Source organism: Enterobacter sp. RHBSTW-00975, assembly GCF_013615235.1.
In the GTDB taxonomy this organism is placed as follows: Bacteria; Pseudomonadota; Gammaproteobacteria; order Enterobacterales; family Enterobacteriaceae; genus Enterobacter; species Enterobacter ludwigii.
This window is the reverse complement of sequence record NZ_CP055883.1, coordinates 1156493-1175428: the sequence shown is the minus strand read 5'-3', so window position 1 is coordinate 1175428 and position 18936 is coordinate 1156493. Positions and strand designations below refer to the sequence as shown.

18 protein-coding genes are annotated in these 18936 nt (G+C 55.1%); 9 read left to right on the top strand and 9 right to left on the bottom strand.

Translation table 11 applies throughout. From position 1 onward, the window contains the following. Positions 1-74 precede the first annotated feature (74 nt). Entirely contained in the window at positions 75-2108 is a 2034-nt protein-coding gene (gene betT / locus HV340_RS05665) for a choline BCCT transporter BetT (RefSeq protein ID WP_014169058.1), read from the bottom strand. 128 nt (positions 2109-2236) lie between these two features. On the opposite strand from betT, the gene betI reads away from it, so the two are divergent. From betI to betA, 3 genes are read left to right on the top strand one after another with little or no spacing between them, the layout of a single operon-like run. Further along, on the top strand, positions 2237-2824 hold the full coding sequence (betI, locus tag HV340_RS05660) for a transcriptional regulator BetI (protein WP_020885037.1): 588 nt from the start codon (positions 2237-2239) through the stop codon (positions 2822-2824). 13 nt (positions 2825-2837) lie between these two features. Further along, entirely contained in the window at positions 2838-4310 is a 1473-nt protein-coding gene (gene betB / locus HV340_RS05655) for a betaine-aldehyde dehydrogenase (RefSeq protein ID WP_063925331.1), read from the top strand. Between the two features lie 13 nt (positions 4311-4323). Continuing rightward, positions 4324-5988: a choline dehydrogenase gene (gene betA / locus HV340_RS05650; RefSeq protein WP_063925333.1), complete on the top strand. Its 1665-nt coding sequence runs from the start codon at positions 4324-4326 to the stop codon at positions 5986-5988. A 46-nt stretch (positions 5989-6034) separates the two neighbouring features. Here betA and HV340_RS05645 read toward each other — a convergent pair whose 3' ends face one another. The 5 genes from HV340_RS05645 to budA all read right to left on the bottom strand — a co-directional run bounded on the left by HV340_RS05645 (position 6035) and on the right by budA (position 10764). Then, the gene (locus HV340_RS05645) at positions 6035-6733 is read right to left on the bottom strand and encodes a GNAT family protein (RefSeq protein ID WP_014169054.1); all 699 of its coding nucleotides are present in this window, start codon (positions 6731-6733) and stop codon (positions 6035-6037) included. Positions 6734-6895: 162 nt separating this feature from the next. Beyond that, entirely contained in the window at positions 6896-7369 is a 474-nt protein-coding gene (locus HV340_RS05640) for a cold shock domain-containing protein (RefSeq protein WP_014169053.1), read from the bottom strand. Positions 7370-7500: 131 nt separating this feature from the next. Next, positions 7501-8271: a (S)-acetoin forming diacetyl reductase gene (locus tag HV340_RS05635; RefSeq protein ID WP_025204707.1), complete on the bottom strand. Its 771-nt coding sequence runs from the start codon at positions 8269-8271 to the stop codon at positions 7501-7503. 20 nt (positions 8272-8291) lie between these two features. Continuing rightward, positions 8292-10013: an acetolactate synthase AlsS gene (gene alsS / locus HV340_RS05630; RefSeq protein WP_086463059.1), complete on the bottom strand. Its 1722-nt coding sequence runs from the start codon at positions 10011-10013 to the stop codon at positions 8292-8294. Further along, the gene (gene budA / locus HV340_RS05625) at positions 9985-10764 is read right to left on the bottom strand and encodes an acetolactate decarboxylase (RefSeq protein ID WP_126547810.1); all 780 of its coding nucleotides are present in this window, start codon (positions 10762-10764) and stop codon (positions 9985-9987) included. Before budA ends, alsS begins: the two co-directional genes overlap by 29 nt. A gap of 105 nt (positions 10765-10869) precedes the next feature. Between budA and HV340_RS05620 the strand changes: the two genes are divergently transcribed. Next, positions 10870-11751 (top strand): LysR family transcriptional regulator, encoded by an 882-nt coding sequence (locus tag HV340_RS05620; protein ID WP_014169049.1) that lies wholly within the window; start codon positions 10870-10872, stop codon positions 11749-11751. A 347-nt stretch (positions 11752-12098) separates the two neighbouring features. Then, the gene (locus HV340_RS05615) at positions 12099-12554 is read left to right on the top strand and encodes a hypothetical protein (RefSeq protein ID WP_059306366.1); all 456 of its coding nucleotides are present in this window, start codon (positions 12099-12101) and stop codon (positions 12552-12554) included. Positions 12555-12640: 86 nt separating this feature from the next. Here the strand turns inward: HV340_RS05615 and HV340_RS05610 are convergent, their stop codons facing one another. After that, positions 12641-13429 carry a phosphotransferase gene (locus HV340_RS05610; RefSeq protein WP_059306367.1) on the bottom strand — a complete coding sequence of 263 codons (789 nt, stop codon included), beginning with the start codon at positions 13427-13429 and terminating at the stop codon, positions 12641-12643. 425 nt (positions 13430-13854) lie between these two features. On the opposite strand from HV340_RS05610, the gene HV340_RS05605 reads away from it, so the two are divergent. Both HV340_RS05605 and HV340_RS05600 read left to right on the top strand, forming a co-directional pair. Continuing rightward, positions 13855-14552 (top strand): IS1 family transposase gene (locus tag HV340_RS05605; protein WP_226778077.1). Its coding sequence is split into 2 segments (ribosomal slippage): positions 13855-14104 and positions 14104-14552, totalling 699 coding nucleotides; the frame shifts between segments, so codons are not numbered across the junction. Positions 14553-14811: 259 nt separating this feature from the next. Then, positions 14812-15435: a response regulator transcription factor gene (locus tag HV340_RS05600; protein WP_032681503.1), complete on the top strand. Its 624-nt coding sequence runs from the start codon at positions 14812-14814 to the stop codon at positions 15433-15435. 23 nt (positions 15436-15458) lie between these two features. On the opposite strand, the gene HV340_RS05595 is transcribed toward HV340_RS05600, so the two are convergent. Then, a complete protein-coding gene (locus tag HV340_RS05595) occupies positions 15459-16412 on the bottom strand; it encodes a helix-turn-helix domain-containing protein (RefSeq protein WP_047357046.1) in 954 nt (317 codons plus the stop codon). A 62-nt stretch (positions 16413-16474) separates the two neighbouring features. Continuing rightward, positions 16475-17203, bottom strand: a complete 729-nt coding sequence (locus HV340_RS05590; protein ID WP_025204764.1) for a cysteine hydrolase family protein — start codon at positions 17201-17203, stop codon at positions 16475-16477. 296 nt (positions 17204-17499) lie between these two features. Between HV340_RS05590 and HV340_RS05585 the strand changes: the two genes are divergently transcribed. Next, positions 17500-18126 (top strand): response regulator, encoded by a 627-nt coding sequence (locus HV340_RS05585; protein WP_032681506.1) that lies wholly within the window; start codon positions 17500-17502, stop codon positions 18124-18126. Positions 18127-18154: 28 nt separating this feature from the next. Continuing rightward, positions 18155-18928: a response regulator gene (locus HV340_RS05580; protein WP_181216363.1), complete on the top strand. Its 774-nt coding sequence runs from the start codon at positions 18155-18157 to the stop codon at positions 18926-18928. Positions 18929-18936: the final 8 nt, after the last annotated feature.

Sequence of the window (18936 nt, the reverse complement as noted above, 5' to 3'; positions counted from 1 at the left end):
CACGAATGTGCCACGCCATTAAAAAAAGCGGTACCCTGCTCCAGGATACCGCTTTATTCACTTAGTTATCCCGCTCAAACATCCGGGAACATCACGCTATTCCCCGGCGCCTCGCGATGGAGGTGAATAAAGTTCAGGTGCCGCTCATACTGATCAAGTATGTCCGTAATCACCTGTTCCTTACTGTAATCCATCAGATCATTCCCCTGGCTCCCTTCCAGCAGGAACGTCTCAAGGCGGTAATACGTTGATTTCCCACTGCGTGCGCGATAGGTAAACCCGGGCACCGAATACTGCTGTGGCCAAATCTGGTAGACAAAGTTTTGTTCGTCGCCCATATGCACCAGCAGATCCAGGTGTCCCAGAGTCTCACCGTCATCCGGCGGCAGGTTTTTCAGTTCAACATACGCACCACGCAGCTTCAGCTCCTGCGCCACCTCTTCCATCGCCGGGAAGCAGACCGTTTCCATCATCTGTTTGGTGTAGCGCGTGCCCGGATAGTTCATCAGGCGTGACAACCGCTTTTTCCAGCTCAGTCTGTCCTGCGCACCCATCGGGCGTGGCGCGGTATCGCGGCTGGCGCTGACGCGGCGGTAATCTTCCACCTTGAGAGATTTATACAGCCCGGCCATCACGAAGAAGATCACGAAACTGAACGGCAGACCCATGATCACCGTGGTGTTCTGCAGGGCAGAAATACCGTTGGTCATCAGCATGCCCAGGGTCAGCAGGCCAATGGCGACAGACCAGAAGATGCGCAACCAGTTAGGGGCATCGCTGTTGATGTCCTTGAGCTTCGAGGTGAAGTTCCCCAGCACCAGCGCGCCGGAATCCGCCGAGGTGACGTAAAACAGCAGGCCGGTAATGGTCGCAACAGAGGCGCTAAAGGTAAACGCCGGATACTGCGCCAGCAGGCTGTAGAACCCCCGCTCCGGATGCACCATCGCTTCCTGCGCAAACGTCGCATTGCCGTGAATGATCTCGTGCAGCGCGCTGTTGCCGAACACCGACAGCCACAGCAGCGTAAAGGTGAACGGGATAATCAGCGTGCCCATCACAAACTGACGAATGGTGCGTCCACGCGAAATACGCGCCAGGAACAGGCCAACAAACGGCGACCACGCGACCCACCACGCCCAGAAGAACAGCGTCCAGTTGTTCATCCACTCGACCGGGCGGTCAAAGGCGAAGCTGTTCAACGTCATACCCATAAAGCGGTTCACGTAATCACCCACGTTCAGCACTAACGCATTGAGCAGGAATGACGTATCGCCCATAAACAGCACGAACAGGATCAACCCCAGCGCCAGCGCGACGTTCAGCTCAGAAAGCACGCGAATGCCCTTGTCCACGCCGGAGGTAACCGAAATGGTGGCGATAATCACCGACAGCGCGATCAGCGCCGCTTTGGCCGCCATGGAATCCGGGATATCAAACAGCACGCTCAGACCGTAGTTGAGCTGCACCACGCCGATACCGAGCGTGGTGGCGATCCCAAAGATGGTGCCAATCACCGCCGCAATATCCACGGTGTGTCCAATCGGTCCGTTAATTTTTTTACCGAAAATCGGATAGAGCGCGGAGCGGATCGTGAGGGGTAAATTATAACGATAGCTAAAGTATCCGAGCGCCATACCCATCAGGGCATACATCGACCAGCCGGTTAAGCCGTAGTGGAACAATGTCCAGACCATCGCCTGTCGCGCGGCCTCCATCGTCTGCCCCGCCCCTTCCGGTGGCTGCATATACTGCGTGACCGGTTCCGCCACGGAGAAGAACATCAGGTCAATACCAATGCCCGCGGCAAACAGCATCGCGGCCCAGCTCAGCAGGCTGAACTCGGGTTTTGACTGTTCCGGCCCGAGCTTTACCGAGCCAAAGCGCGAGCAGGCGATGCAGACGACGAAGACGATATAGAGCGTCGCCGCCAGCAAGTAGTACCAGCCGAAGGTCTTCGACACCCAGTTCAGGGTGCGCCCAATCCACTCGGCAGAAAAATCGCTAAAGAAGATCGTCATCAGGGAAAACAACAAAATCAGTCCTGCGGATGTATAAAAAACAACCGGATTGATTTTGTCCTTTTCTCTGTCTTGCGAAAGATCTGTCATCCAGTATCCCCACTGTTTTTGTAACTATTGAAATCCAAAACCGCAACAATTAAGACACATTTTATATTGAACGTCCAATCAAAAACCGCTTTAATGGTTAACCAACGCTGATGAATGGAGTGGCAAAAATGCCCAAAGTGGGGATGCAGCCAATCCGGCGCAGGCAACTGATCGACGCCACGCTGGAAGCAATAAATGAAGTGGGAATGCATGACGCGACCATCGCGCAGATCGCCCGTCGGGCGGGCGTTTCCACGGGGATCATCAGTCACTATTTCAAGGACAAAAATGGCCTGCTGGAAGCGACCATGCGCGACATCACCGGCCAGCTGCGCGACGCGGTATTGAACCGTTTGCATGCCTTACCGCACGGCAGCGCAGAGCAGCGTCTGCAGGCGATTGTCGGCGGCAATTTTGATGAAACCCAGATCAGCGGCGCGGCAATGAAAGCTTGGCTGGCCTTCTGGGCGAGCAGCATGCATCAGCCAATGCTCTACCGTCTGCAGCAGGTGAGCAGCCGCCGTCTGCTGTCGAACCTGGTGTATGAGTTCCGCCGCGAGCTGCCGCGCGAACAGGCGCAGGAGGCGGGTTACGGGCTCGCGGCGCTGATTGACGGGCTGTGGCTGCGCGCCGCGTTGAGTGGCAAACCGCTGGATAAAACCCTGGCCCAGTCGCTCACCAGCCACTTTATTAGCCAGCATTTACCGACCGATTAACCGAGGAGAATTTATGTCCCGAATGGCAGAACAGCAGCTTTATATCAATGGTGGTTATACATCGGCCACCAGCGGTCGCACCTTCGAGACCATCAACCCGGCCAACGGTGAAGTCCTGGCGACCGTTCAGGCCGCCGGGCGCGAGGATGTCGATCGCGCCGTAGAAAGCGCGCAGCGCGGGCAAAAAATCTGGGCGGCAATGACCGCCATGGAGCGCTCGCGCATTCTGCGCCGTGCGGTAGACATTCTTCGTGAGCGTAACGACGAGCTGGCGAAGCTGGAAACCCTCGACACCGGCAAAGCGTACTCAGAAACCAGCACCGTTGATATCGTCACCGGCGCGGACGTGCTGGAGTACTACGCAGGGCTGATCCCGGCGCTGGAAGGCAGCCAGATCCCCCTGCGCGATACCTCATTTGTCTACACCCGTCGTGAACCGCTGGGCGTGGTCGCGGGCATTGGCGCGTGGAACTACCCGATCCAGATCGCCCTGTGGAAATCCGCGCCAGCGCTGGCCGCAGGTAACGCGATGATCTTCAAGCCGAGCGAAGTGACGCCCCTCACCGCCCTGAAGCTTGCCGAGATCTACACCGAAGCGGGTCTGCCAGATGGCGTGTTTAACGTTCTGCCGGGCGTGGGCGCAGAAACCGGCCAGTTCCTGACCGAGCACCCGGGCATCGCCAAAGTCTCCTTCACCGGCGGCGTTGCCAGCGGAAAAAAAGTGATGGCCAATTCGGCGGCCTCGTCCCTGAAAGAGGTGACAATGGAGCTGGGCGGGAAATCCCCGCTGGTTATTTTCGACGATGCCGACCTGGATCTCGCGGCGGACATCGCCATGATGGCCAACTTCTTCAGCTCCGGCCAGGTATGCACCAACGGCACCCGCGTGTTCGTGCCGGCGAAATTCAAAGCCGCGTTTGAGCAGAAAATTGTTGAGCGCGTGGCACGTATTCGCGCGGGCGATCTGTTCGATGAACGCACCAACTTTGGCCCACTGGTGAGCTTCCCGCACCGCGAAAACGTGCTGCGCTATATCGCCAAAGGCAAAGAGGAAGGCGCGCGTGTGCTGTGCGGTGGCGATGTGCTGAAAGGCGAAGGCTTTGACAACGGCGCGTGGGTGGCTCCCACCGTGTTCACCGACTGCACCGATGAGATGACCATCGTGCGCGAAGAGATCTTCGGGCCGGTGATGTCCATCCTCACGTACGAAACCGACAAAGAGGTGATTCGTCGCGCCAACGACACCGATTACGGTCTGGCGGCGGGCATCGTGACTGCCGACCTGAACCGCGCGCACAGCGCGATCCACCAGCTTAAAGCGGGTATCTGCTGGATCAACACCTGGGGTGAATCCGCGGCAGAGATGCCGGTTGGTGGCTACAAACACTCCGGCATTGGCCGCGAGAACGGCGTAATGACGCTCCAGAGTTATACCCAGGTGAAGTCCATCCAGGTTGAGATGGGTAAATTCCAGTCCATATTTTAACCGGGAGGTTTTTTTGCAATTTGACTACATCATTATTGGTGCCGGCTCTGCCGGCAACGTACTGGCAACACGACTGACGGAAGATCCCAATACCACCGTTCTGCTGCTAGAAGCGGGCGGCCCGGATTACCGTTTTGACTTCCGCACCCAGATGCCTGCCGCGCTGGCGTTTCCCTTGCAGGGCAAGCGTTACAACTGGGCGTATGAAACCGAGCCCGAGCCGCACATGAACAACCGCCGTATGGAGTGCGGTCGCGGCAAAGGGCTGGGCGGCTCATCCCTGATCAACGGCATGTGCTACATCCGCGGTAACGCGATGGATCTGGATAACTGGGCAACTGAGCCGGGTCTGAAACACTGGAGCTATCTCAACTGCCTGCCCTACTACCGTAAGGCAGAGACCCGTGACGTGGGGCCAAACGACTACCACGGCGGCGACGGCCCGGTGAGCGTGACCACCTCTAAACCCGGCGTAAACCCGCTGTTTGAAGCGATGGTAGAAGCCGGTGTGCAGGCGGGCTATCCGCGTACTGACGACCTTAACGGCTATCAGCAGGAAGGCTTCGGCCCGATGGACAGAACCGTGACGCCGCAGGGCCGTCGCGCCAGTACCGCACGCGGCTATCTGGATCAGGCGAAATCACGCCCGAATCTGACCATTCGCACCCATGCCATGACCGATCACATTATTTTTGACGGCAAACGCGCGACAGGCGTCGAGTGGCTGGAAGGCGAGAGCACGATTCCGTCAAAAGCGACGGCCAGCAAAGAGGTGCTGCTGTGCGCCGGGGCGATTGCCTCTCCGCAAATCCTGCAGCGCTCCGGCGTGGGTAACGCGGAACTGCTGAAGCAGTTTGACATCCCGCTGGTACATGACCTCCCGGGTGTGGGTGAAAACCTGCAGGATCACTTAGAGATGTACCTGCAGTACGAGTGCAAAGAGCCGGTCTCTCTCTACCCTGCCCTGCAGTGGTGGAACCAGCCGAAGATTGGCGCGGAGTGGTTGTTTGGCGGCACCGGCGTGGGAGCGAGCAACCACTTTGAAGCGGGCGGGTTTATCCGCAGCCGCGAGGAGTTTGAATGGCCGAATATTCAATACCACTTCCTGCCGGTCGCCATTAACTACAACGGGTCGAACGCGGTCAAAGAGCACGGTTTCCAGTGCCACGTTGGCTCCATGCGCTCACCAAGCCGCGGGCATGTACGGATTAAATCACGCGATCCGCATCAGCATCCGGCGATCCTGTTCAACTATATGTCCCACGAACAGGACTGGCAGGAGTTTCGCGATGCGATCCGCATCACCCGTGAGATCATGCACCAGCCGGCGCTGGATAAATACCGTGGACGGGAAATCAGCCCGGGCATTGAGTGCCAGACCGACGAACAGCTGGACGAGTTTGTGCGTAACCACGCTGAAACCGCCTTCCACCCGTGCGGCACCTGTAAGATGGGGTATGACGAAATGGCCGTGGTCGACGGCGAAGGTCGCGTTCATGGGCTGGAAGGATTGCGCGTGGTGGATGCGTCCATTATGCCGCAGATCATCACCGGCAACCTGAACGCCACCACCATCATGATTGGCGAGAAAATTGCCGATGCCATTCGCGGGCGCGAGCCGCTGGCGAAGAGTACCGCGGCATATTATGTCGCCAACGGTGCACCGGTTCGCCTGTAACGCAGTTTGCTAAGCAGCCCCTCTCCAAACGGGTGAGGGGCATATTTTACAGACGAAACGCCTCCAGCTTTTTACGCTGCCGCCCTTCCCCGTCAAAATTCGCTTCAGCCAGCCAGGCGCGGAGTTCGGCATCCCGCTGTGGCCATTCGCCATCAATGATTGACAGCATGTCGCTGTCGCGGTTGCGCCCTTTGCGCACCAGTTTCTGACGCAGCCGGCCTTCCCAGACAAACCCCAACCTTTCCGCCGCATTACGCGAGGCAGTGTTCATTGAATCGCACTTCCACTCCAGCCGACGATAGCCATGCTCGAATGCATTCCTGAGCAACAGCCATACGGTTTCCGTGCCGAGGCGGGAGCCTTTCATCTTGCGTGACCAGGTGACGTGGCCGATCTCCACCGACCCTTGCATGCGCTCTATTGCCATATAACTCACCAGCCCCACCGCTTGCCCGGTACGTAAATCGATGACGGCGTACGGCACCAGTTCATCATCCAGTACTTTGCCAAGGACCCATTCTGCGGTGTCTTCAACGCTCACGGGCTGGGTGCTGACAAGCCACGTCCAGTCGCTGTCGTCCCCCAGCGCATAGGCCTCATACAAATCCGCGGCGTGGCGTTCGGCATCCAGCGGCTCCAGACGACAATACTGACCGACGAGCGGAGTGCGGGTTAACGCACGGGCGCATTTCCAGTCGGGGACGATATCGTTAACAGTTTGACCATGTTGATTAAGCTCGGGCACGGCGTTGACTCCCGGAAGGATAAGGGTTTTGTTATAGCAGGTTAAAAAGCGGACGAAAAGAGACGCGGCGTATCGCCTGCTCGGGAAAACGGGGGGAGTGGCGTTTGCACGCCAGGATGACAGCGGTACGCCGGGTAAGACGTCGTCCTACCCGGCAAAGCATTATTTCAGCAGCTTCACCGTAGCGTCGATGTCGATCTCATCTTCCGTGAAGATCATCGTCGTATTCTGGAAGGTGGTGATAGCCAGCTTCTTCACCGTGCGCATTTCACCCGGTTTTTTGTCAGACTTGGGTTTGATGTTGTTCATCAGCAGCCCCACGGACAGTACCGCGTTCTCTTTATCGATGCCGGTATCTGCTGGCTCTTCTTCGCTAAACACCACAAACGATTTTATCGAGGTGAGCTTCACGCGCTCGCCTGCGATATAGAGGTGTTTGCTTTCCGGGATCACCTTCACCGCATAGGCGGAAAGGCCTTTGTTGTTGGTTGTGGGCTCGAAGGTCACCGCTGCGTCTTTCTTAATCAGATCAGGGTTGGCGACCTTAATCACATGAAAATAGCGGTTGTCACCGTTTTCATCTTTGATAAATCCAAAGCCTTTATCTTTAAACCACGTTGTGATTGTACCGTTCATCGCTGTTACCGCCTGTCAGATCTCTAAGACTAAAGTTTTGCAGCGCGCAGTGTAATCCACAATGGCTGAGGAGACAAAAAAAAGCCCCTGCACGGGGGCAGGGGAAAACTCATGTCAGAGCTTATTAGTATTTAGTTGAACACCATACCACCGTCAATCAACAGGGACTGACCGGTCATGTAGTCGGAATCTGGCCCGGCGAGATAAGAGACGCAGGCGGCCACATCTTCGGGTTCGGACAATCTGCCAAGCGTAATGCGTTTGGCAAACGTTTCAGTGCCGTAGCCGAGCGGTTTACCCGCCGCTTCGGAGACCTGGCGGTCAATTTCCGCCCACATCGGCGTTTTGACGATGCCCGGGCAGTAAGCGTTAACGGTGATCCCTAATGGCGCAAGGTCACGTGCCGCCGTCTGGGTTAACCCGCGTACCGCAAACTTACTGGAACTGTAGACCGCCAGTTCAGGGTTCCCGGTATGGCCTGCCTGGGAACAGGCGTTGATGATCTTGCCGCCGTGCCCTTCTTTACGGAAGGCGTCAATGGCAGCCTGGATACCCCAGATAACCCCTTTGACGTTGATGTTGTAAACTTTGTCGACAATTTCCGGGGTGATCGACTCAATTGGCGTGGAAGGCGCGATCCCGGCATTGTTGACGATCACGTTGAAACCGCCCAGCGCAGTGCGGGCTTTTTCCACCGCTGCAAACACCTGCTCGCGGCTGGAGACATCCACCTTCACGGCGACGGCCTTCCCCCCATTGCGGACGATCTCATCGGCAACGGCTTTTGCCGTCTCTTCGTTGTAATCCGCGATGGCGACGGCAAAACCGTCTTTCACCAGGCGAAGCGCAATCGCTTTACCAATCCCCTGGCCTGAGCCTGTTACGAGAGCAACTTTTTGCATTTCTCTGTCCTTATATTGATTCACAAAATCTGGCTGAGATGGAGCTGGCCCATCAGCAGCGGGTTATCGCTATAGTCGACGGGAATGGCGACCACGGCCGGGCCATCGACATCCATTGCAGCACGCAGCGTAGGCTCCAGCGCATCCGCGCTCTCGACGGCAAAGCCTTTCGCCCCAAAGGCATCGGCATAGACTTTGAAATCGACCGGGCCGAACTCTACGCCGGAAAGGCGCTGGTATTTTTTCTCTTCCTGGATCGCCACCATGTTGTAGGCGTTGTCTACCCAGATGATGTGCAGCACATTGGCGTTAAGACGCACGGCGGTTTCCAGCTCCATGCTCGACTGCAGGAAGCCGCCGTCACCGGACACCGAGACCACCTTGCGGCCAGGATTGACCAGCCACGCACCAATCGCCCACGGCAGTGCAACGCCCATGGTCTGCTGACCGTTAGAGATCATGACCTGACGTGCGCGGAAGCTATAGAGATAGCGGGCGATCCAGATGTGGAAGCTCCCCATATCAACGGTGAGCGTAACGTCGTTATTGACGATGTCCTGCATGGCCCGCACGATGCGCAGCGGATGCAGGGCAAACTGATTGAGCGAGGCGCCACGCCGATCGAGCAGATCCCGTTGATGCTGACGATCGACCAGGATTTCTGACGCGCGCGCGCTGAGCTCCAGCTTGTGGGCGATCCGGCTGGCGAGCAGGTTCAGCGTTTCGGCGATGTCCCCCACCAGCTCGAGGTCAGGCACATAATTGCGTTCTTCATAGGCGGGCAGCACATCGATATGCACCAGCGTGGCGTCGCCGCTGTTCCACATGGACGGTTCGTATTCCACCGGGCTGTAACCGATGCAGATAATCAGATCCGCCAGATGCAGCAATCTGTCGCCTGCCTGGTTGTTAAAGAGGCCGACACGTCCGGCAAAGCGGGTGAAATGTTCCTGATTCACCGCCCCGGCCGCCTGATAGGTACTGGTGACCGGGATGCGGCTTTTCTCCAGCAGCTTACGCAGCGCGGCGCTGTTGGCAGGCTGGCTGGCCATCAGCCCCAGTAAAATGACCGGATTTTTGGCTTTTTCGATAAGCTTCGCCACATCGTTAATGGCGGATTCCGGTGCCGGCCCCATTTTGGCAGTACTGCTGCCCGGCAAAATCGCGCCCGTGGCGGGCTGGTCGACAATATCCTGCGGCAGGCTGACGAACGCGCCCCCTGGCCTGCCGTGCTCGGCAGCGCGAAACGCGTTCGAGACCACTTCCGCAATCGCATCCGGTGAACTCACCTCTACGGCGTACTTCGTCACCGGGCTGAACATGGCGACCGTGTCCATGCTCTGATGCACCAGCTTCGCTTTATCTGCCCGCTTCACGGCACCGCCCAGCGCGACCACCGGGTCGCCCTCACTGTTGGCGGTGGCAATCCCGGTGATCAGGTTCGAGCAGCCCGGTCCGGAGGTGACCAGCGCGACCCCGGCCTTGCCGGTGAGGCGCCCTACCGCTGCGGCCATAAACGCCGCGTTCGCTTCGTGGCGCACGGGAATGATTTCGATGGAGGAATCGAGCAAGGAATCAAACACTTTGTCGATTTTTGCACCCGGAATACCGAAAACCTGCTTCACGCCCTGCGCTTCCAGCTGGCCTACGACCATATCGGCGCCATGCGCCCACTGACGTGCCTGTTTATCACTGTTCACGGTGGTTCTCCTGTTAGTTTTCGACGGAACGGATTGCAGCATCAAGGTTGCTGGGGTGAAGGTTGGCCTGTAAAAATGCGCTGTCGGCAGGCAGGTCGATCATCAGTTTGTGAATTTCACCGAAGGTCAGCACGCCGCTCTCCAGCTGGTAGTCGAGCAGATGCCCGCCGCCCTGACGATCGTCGGTGATAAAATGTTCGTGATATCCCGCGACGTTAATGCCCTGCATATGCTGCGGCGTGCGGAACCCGACCAGTACCCCTTCTCGCTGGTTAAAGCGGAACACCGGCTGGTCGTCCAGCACGTCGGTCATGGCACGGTATGGCGGCTTTTGACGCGGAACGGTACGGGTGTGGGCGTGGCGGAAATTACCGTCGATGCGTAACGCACAGAACAGGTTATCGGAGGGGATTTGCTGGTCGATCACGTCGTGGATCTGCTGACGGCTGACCGGCGCATCGAAGGTTTTGCGATACTGCGGCTGGAACCAGGTCATCACCGCAAACGGTGTTTTTTGCTCCGGCTTCGCGGCACGGGCACTCCCGTCGGCGCGCAGCTGATACACCTGGCTGCTGAAGGCAATCATTTCGCCATCCAGCTCGTTGAACGTACCCAGACCAAAATCGCCGTGCGCAAGCAGATCGGCGATAGTGGTTTCCCCCTCGTACACGCCGCTTAATAGGGCGCTCATTAGCGATGTCTGATAGATCACGCTGTCAGGATGCTGAGCAGAAAACCCACGCAGGGTCTCGCACAAACTGGCCTCACAGTCGCATGCAGATGAATGCACCATCATGCTCGTCCTCTTCAACTTTATTTAGAAAGGTTAAATAAATGTTGACCCGATTCAGCATAGAGTTCCAATATAGAATCCATGCTGGTTTGAGACGTTTTTGATATGGAACTTCGTTATCTGCGGTATTTTGTCGCCGTTGCACGTGAGCGACACTTCACCAAAGCGGCCAAAGCGCTGGGTATTTCACAGCCTCCTCTGAGTCAGCAGATTAAACGGCTCGAGGAAGAAGTGGGCACGCCGTTATTCAGACGCCTGACGCGAGGCGTGGAGCTGACTGAAGCGGGAGAAGCCTTCTATGAGGACGCCTGTAAGATCCTGGCGCTGAGCGACGCCGCGCTGGAGAAAGCCCGGGGCATTGCCCGCGGGCTGAACGGCAGTCTGTCGATTGGGATCACCAGTTCAGACGCCTTTCACCCCAAAATCTTCACCCTTATTCGCCAGTATCAGCTGCAGAACATGGCGGTGAGAGTGCACCAGGTGGAAGCCAATATGTCTTCGCTGACGGCGATGCTGGCGGAGGGTGAGCTGGATATCGCGTTTGTGCGTCTGCCGTGTGAGAGCAGCAAAGCGTTTGAGCTAAAAATTCTCGACCGTGAGCCGATGGTTGTGGCGCTGCATCGCGACCATCCACTGGCGAAGTGTGGATCGCTGGCGCTGGAACAGCTTCGTGATACGCCGGTCGTTTTGTTCCCGCAGGAGGTCGCGCCAGGGCTGTACGATCGCGTTTACGGCTGCTGCGAGCGGGCCGGAATTGACGTGCAGCACACGCTGCAGTCTTCGCAACTTTCCTCTTCCCTGAGTATGGTGTCCGCTGGCGGCGGGTTCGCCCTGGTGCCGAAGTCGATGGCCGCCATTTCGCCTCCCAATGTGACCTACCATGCGCTGACATCACCGGAGCTTTATACCGATATCGCGCTGTGCTGGCGGCGTTTTGAACGTTCGCGGACGGTGAAACGGTTTCTGGCGATGCTGAGTGAAGGGTAATGGCGCGGCGTTGCTTGCGCCCGCTAAGGCCTTTCTGGAAGCCGCCTCGCAAACCTGCAAGTAACCCTGTGTAATTCAGGGTTACTGCTTTTCTTACTCTCCTCCTGGCCGTAAAGTGCCTGCGTTGCGGCACATCCGCAACCGGGCGTAGGAACCCGCATATCACGATACGACAATTATTTTGTCGCGGCAGCGCTCATCCCGTTACACTACGGTCGCGCTGGCGGAGCAACCGAAAGGTTGGCCGTTTTTGTCGTGTGCGGTATTCCTACCTCCGTCAGCGCTACCACCCATGAGCGTAGGAACTTATTGGATGGTCTGGAGTTTTTTTTAAAATGGAAAATCACATGACAACTGTCCCTTCCCTGTCTTACGCACTCTCTGAAGAAAGCGCTATACACCATCTGCTTCATCTACAACTGCCTGAATCTGCAGATCTCTTCGAACTGGCCGATGCCTGCACCGCGTATGTAAGCGTGCTGGTAGAAACTGACGATGCGGTCACCCATGCAACACTGTGCACGCGTTTGCTGGCAGTCCTTAAACGCCTTCGCGCGCGTTGTGATTCTGCCCTCCCGCCTTATCTGGTCGAACAGCTGATTGCAGGAGAGAAGATTGTCTCCTGCGTTCCGGACTGCTGGCAGGATACGTCGCTCCAGGTGGACTATGCGCTGGCGTTAACGCAGGCGGTAATGGGCGGGACATTGCCTGCAAACGTGGCAAAAGAGCTGACCGGTCTGCTACATGATATGGTCTGGCTGCTGGCGGAGTTCGTGAAAGAGCCGTATATCACGGCGCACTAAGGCCAGAGCTTAAGGGCCGAAATTCAGCTGGTCTGTGAGCCAGAATTTCGGCCTTAATAATATAAAAAACTCATGCAGACGAAGGGTTAAAGTACTGAGATAGCCTCGTCCAGCCAGCCGGGAAGCGTTTCTCTGTACCAGTTCAGGTACAGCTCAAAATCTGTTTTATTTCGATCATAGAGCAGGGACACCACCTCTGACACAATCCATGCTTTAGCAAGGGTTATTTCCGTCGCTAACTGTCGGGCAGGCATATGCGGATAATGCACGCTGTAACGCTCCGCAAGCTGTAAAATGCTTTGCCTGGAGCCCATCCCCTTTACCAGCGGGGCGAGGTCGATAGCCGGACTGCCCGTGCCAAACCTTTCCCAGTCAAAGAGAACCCACTCTCCATTTTCTCTCCTCCCCCAGTTACCGGCATTGGTATCCCCTGAGATTAAACATTTCTGCCGAAACAAAACGCTGCCCGCTTGCTGAAAACAGCGCATCTGGTGGGCCGCGCGGTCCGGTAATTTCAAAAGCGCCAGTGATTTTTCAAGCGCTTTCTCGGACCAGGAATGAGGGTGATACACCCAGGTTGGGTCTGGTGGAGTGCAATGAAGATGAGAAAGGCATTTCAATATGTCATCCCCCGACACCTCATCCTGAGACACTTTTCCAGGGATATATTCCAGCCTTAACCGGCGTAGATGTGGATCGGCAGACAACAGCGTCGGGGTTTTGATTCCCCTGCTGTTGAGCTCTTTCGCCGCATACTCGTAGAAAGCGTATTCCACAGGGCTAACAGGGCATTTATCTATGACTTGCTGACCATATTGATCCACCAAACGCTGCACTTTTGCCGCACCCATTTGGGATAAATTCTCCGCAGACATACATGACTCCCTGAGTCAGGTTTGGCTTTAAGGGATAAGTGTAGTGTGATGCGGAGAGATCAGGGGCATTGCGTTTTACGGGCGGTGTTGCGGGTTGTGGGTGGTTTTAGCAGGAGGTTGGTTGATCCTCGTTCAGGGGGGCTGATTTTGGTAATGAAAACGAGCTTTACAAACACTGGATTGACAAAAATAAATTGGTGCAGGTCACATTTTTATCTATGGCAATGAGGGATGTAGTAAATAGAATTAAAAAAAAGAATATTTTTTTTGATATAAATCCCATTTTCCTTTGAGTTAAGAACTTAGTATTCATAGGCAATTATAAATAATGACACTTTAAATATCTTAACATTTACACTAATACGTGGGCGGTAATGGTGCCAACTTACTGATTTAGTGTATGATGGTGTTTTTGAGGTGCTCCCGTGGCTTCCATCTCCATCAGTTGTCCCTCCTGCTCAGCTACTGAAGGCGTGGTGCGTAACGGTAAAAGTTCTGCCGGACATCAGCGCTATCTCTGCTCTCACTGCCGTCAAACATGGCAGCTACAGTTCACTTACACCGCCTCTCAGCCCGGTACACACCAGAAAATTATTGATATGGCCATGAATGGCGTCGGATGTCGCGCCAGTGCACGCATTATGGGCGTTGGCCTCAACACGATTTTACGACACTTAAAAAACTCAGGCCGCAGTCGGTAAACTCACGCATACAACCGGGCAGTGACGTCATTGTTTGCGCGGAAATGGACGAACAGTGGGGTTACGTCGGCGCTAAATCACGCCAGCGCTGGTTGTTTTACGCGTATGACAGGATACGGAGGACGGTTGTGGCGCACGTATTCGGTGAACGCACGTTGGCCACGCTGGAGCGTCTTCTGAGCCTGCTGTCGGCCTTTGAGGTCGTGGTATGGATGACGGATGGCTGGCCGCTGTATGAATCACGCCTGAAGGGAGAACTGCACGTTATCAGCAAGCGATATACGCAGCGCATTGAGCGGCATAACCTGAATCTGAGGCAGCATCTGGCAAGGCTGGGCAGGAAGTCACTGTCGTTCTCAAAATCGGTGGAGCTGCATGACAAAGTCATCGGGCATTATCTGAACATAAAACACTATCAGTAAGTTGGAGTCATTACCGGATTCTTTCCCTGGCTGACGCTATCTTCCTGTCAGAGCGACGGAGTCTTAATAAGACCTGTCGCAAACGACCGGGTTAAGGTTGCAAGGAGACGTAATAAAAGGAAGGGTCCGTTATTTGGCAGGCCAGGCAGGGCAGCGCTGAGGGGGAAAATAAAGTCTCAGTTAAAGACAAGTCTTAGCCAAATTTGCATTGACGGGATAGAGAATAAATTTTTCCTTTCCCGATTCAGGACAACCAGGAATGTCAGGCAAAAAAGTGATTGTCATGGACGCCAGCCCACTGCTTCGCGCTGGACTCCAGGGCTTATTATCAGAACATGGTCATCAGATTGTTGCGCAGTTTGGCACAATGGAAGAATTGCTGGACAAACATTCGTTGTTCAACGCCGACTTGATAATAATGGAGCATCTGCAACAACAGCCAGACGTGTTTTCTTCTCTGGCTCAGTTAATAAAAAATATCCCTGATACACAGGTAATGATTTTATCCTCATCATCCAGTGATTTTCACATTCAGCTTAGCAGGAAGGCGGGGGCTGCCGGCTATCTGAATAAAAGCAGTACGCTGGACAACCTCGTCCGGACTGTCAATAAAGTCGCATCCGGCCAGTTCTGTTATGGCAATGAACTGAGGCTGCACCGGACAAAATACCCGCGAGACGCCTCGTTGTTGTTATCGCTATCCCATACTGACATCTGTATCTTGCGCTACATTTCTGCCGGCTACAGCAATCAGGTCATTGCCGGCATAATGAATATAAATAATAAACGCGTCAGCGCTTATAAAAAGCGCATCATGCTGAAATTTAAAATATCCAAATTGACTGAACTGGTGGATCTGGCAAAACGTAATTATCTCTATTGAACAGAAATGACGCCGGGAAATGACTAACGACCACGAAACTCGCGACGATAGCGGGAAGGTGAGGTATTAAGCTGCTTTTGAAAGTGGCGCCGTAAAGAGGTCGTGGAAGGGAAGCCGACGCGTTCGGCAATATCTTCCACTGGCCGATCGGTTTTTTCAAGAAAGCGCTGGGCAACGAGAATGCGCTGGTTCAAAAGCCAGTTTGAAAAACGTTCCCCCGTCGTTTGCTGAAAGCGGCGGGTAAAGCTCCGACGGCTCATGCAGGCTTTCTCCGCCACGCAGTCCAGCGTGATGGCGAGCTGTAAATTCTCTGTTGCCCAGGCCAGCGCGTCGGTGAAATTATCTCCACGACGCGTATTCTGCACAGGCAGCTCCACAAACTGCCGCTGCCCGCCCTGACGATGAGGCGGCACCACCAGCAAGCGCGCCACGCGGTTGGCGACATCCGCACCCCACGCCTGTCGAACCAGATGCAAACAGCAGTCGATACTGGCTGCCGTTCCTGCTGACGTCACAACATCGCCATCATCAATGTAAAGCACATCTTTATCCATCTGCACGGAAGGATAAAGACGCTGAAAGTCCGCCGCCCATCGCCAGTGTGTCGTTGCCGGACGGTTTTCCAGCAGGCCTGCGGCGGCCACCACGAACGTGCCCATACACAACCCAACAATGCGGGACCCGGCCGCATGCGCGTTTTGTAACGCCGTTAACAGTTCAGGCTCCGGTGCATGCTCGGGCACATCCCAGCCTGGCACAATCACCATATCCATCCCGGCTAACGCATCCAGACCTCGCTCGACCACGATGGAAAAACCGGCATTGGTTTTAAGCGCGCCGGGTGTAGTGGCACAAACCACGAGCTGGCACAGGGCGTCACCCTGCGGCGTCAGTGCTTTCTCAAACACGGCATAAGGCACCGAAAGGTGAAAAGGAATAATGCCTTCAAAGACTACGATACCAATTTTCAATGTCATGACCGCCTCCGTAAGCCAGCCAGTATAGAGGGCTGGCTGGCCACAGGGGTTTCAGTTCGGTCTTATTTTTCCACCGCCAGCGCCATCACCTGATCCGTGGTCATGATTTCAGCAAAGACATCCGCGACGCCTGCCAGCGCTGCACGCTGCAGCGTGTCGTGATCCACCACGCCACCCTTCCCGTCATCCAGATCGCGCGTGGCTGTCGCATCTTCCGGAATAATCACGCTATAACCCAGCGGTACAGCATCACGTGCAGTCGATGAGATACACATATGCGTCATCAGACCCGCCACGATGACCTTTTTAATTCCCTGTTTCTTTAAGCGGGCATCCAGATCGGTGCCCACGAAAGCGCTCGGGGTCTCCTTGGTAATAATGGTGTCCTGCGCAGTCGGCTGCAGATCCTTATGGAACTGGGCAAATACGGAATTCTCAGCGAACAGCGGAGTACCGTTTTGCTGCGGGCTATTTTTTGTTATGTGGCGCACAAAGTAGACCGGCATCCCTTTTTGGTGTGCATACTCGACAAGCTTTTTGTTTTTCAACAGCACATCCGCGCCATCCGGGATAACCATCCGGCCACGGAAGTCCTGACCTGCGTAATATTCATTCTGAATATCCACCACAATTAACGCGGTTTCAGATGCGGATAAAGACGTCGTAGCAACAGCGCCTGACATCGCGCGAATTGTTTTTGTATTCACCTGATTTGTCTCCTGTGCGGTGGCCTGGCTGGAAAAGGCGCTCATCATGCTCACCAACAGTGCGGTACGGAAAATCGTTTTCATAACAAGAACTCCCTCTGTATTGTGTTCGGGAGGCATTATTTCGTATTGACGCAAAAGACAGGAGTCACCTGAAGAACGAAAAACGGTACTTTTGGGCCAATATAAAAAGGATTATCCCGTCGTTCCTGCCGAGCAAATATGCCAGAAAAATCCACCTCTCTAATTTTCATGTCATTGAAATAGCGCTATTTTCCGCTTATTGACCGGCGGGTAATATCGTTGCAGATATGGTATAGTTATGCATAATATTCATGCCTGTGTTCATCAGGCAAAGCCCTTTGAACCAGGATGATAAAATGAATAGCGTATTAATCGTGGATGACCACCCGGTTGCCCGTCTGGCGGTGAGAATGTTGCTGGAAAAAGACGGGATGACGGTGATCGGCGAGACTGATGATGGCCTTAAGGCATTACAACAGGCACGTCAGTTACTTCCGGATTTGGTTATTGTCGATATCGATATTCCTACAATCAATGGGATTAACGTTGTTCAGCGACTCCGTGCGAATGATTTTAAAGGCGGGATCCTGGTTCTGACGGGTAAGGATGACGATCATTATATTAAGCGTTGTGCCGGTGCGGGCGCCGATGGGTTTATTAGCAAGCGCAATAATCTGACGGAACTTCATGACGCTATCCGTGCAATCAAAAGTGGCTATGGTTTTTTCCCGATTAACCGCGCCCGCCAGATTGCCGCAGAGGATATTCCGCTGGATGACAAAGGGAATATTGCCAGTCTGTCGGATAAGGAACTGCAGGTTCTGCATTTTCTGGCAAAAGGAAGCCGGATTGTCGATATCGCCGGGGAAATGATGATCAGTGATAAAACGGTCAGCACCTATAAAAGCCGCCTGATGAAAAAGCTCGATCTTAAAAGCCCGAAAGACATTTATGATTTTGCCCTGCGCAACAAAATAGAATGAGCCAACACCGGGTCTTAAAGGGAAAAATGTGACGGAATCCCCTTCGGCGGCACGCCCGCTACGCATACTGACTGTAGACGATCACCCGGCAAGCCGGCTCCTGCTCAGGCAGCAATTGATCCGCCTGGGGTATGAGGTTGTCGAGGCAGAAAACGGCGAACAAGCCCTTGTGCGCTGGAGCGAACAGCAGGTTGATATGGTCATCACCGATTGTAATATGCCGGTGATGGACGGGCTAACCCTCACCCGGCTGTTACGGGAACGGCAGCAAAAACCGTTAATTATCCTTGGTCTCACCGCTAATGCTCAGCCCGAAGAGCGTAGTCGCTGTATTGCCGCAGGTATGGACGACTGCCTTTTCAAACCGCTCAATCTGAAGCAACTGGAGGCGGGTCTACAGCGCGTGTCCCCAAAAGAGGCGACCACAAAACTTGCTGACCCGGAAGGCCTCGGCCAGTTTATCCATGTGGACAATCTTCGGTCGTTAACCGGCGAGGACAATACCTTATTGTTCACCCTGCTGAATGCCACGCGGGATGAAAACCAACGCGACATGCAACCCTGCCTTACGCTGGCCCGTCAGGGCGACTGGCCAGCGCTGGCGTATCACGTACATCGCCTGGCCGGTGCCGCCGATATCATTGGCGCAACTGCGATAGCGCAGCAGTGTCGCAGTCTTGAAAAGGCATGCGAAGGGACAACGTTGCCCGTCGAGTCTGACATTGTGCCCCGCCTCCAGGCCCTGCTCAGGGACATCGCGGCGCTGAATCAGGCGATTACAGCCTTCACCACACCACGCTAACCTCAGGT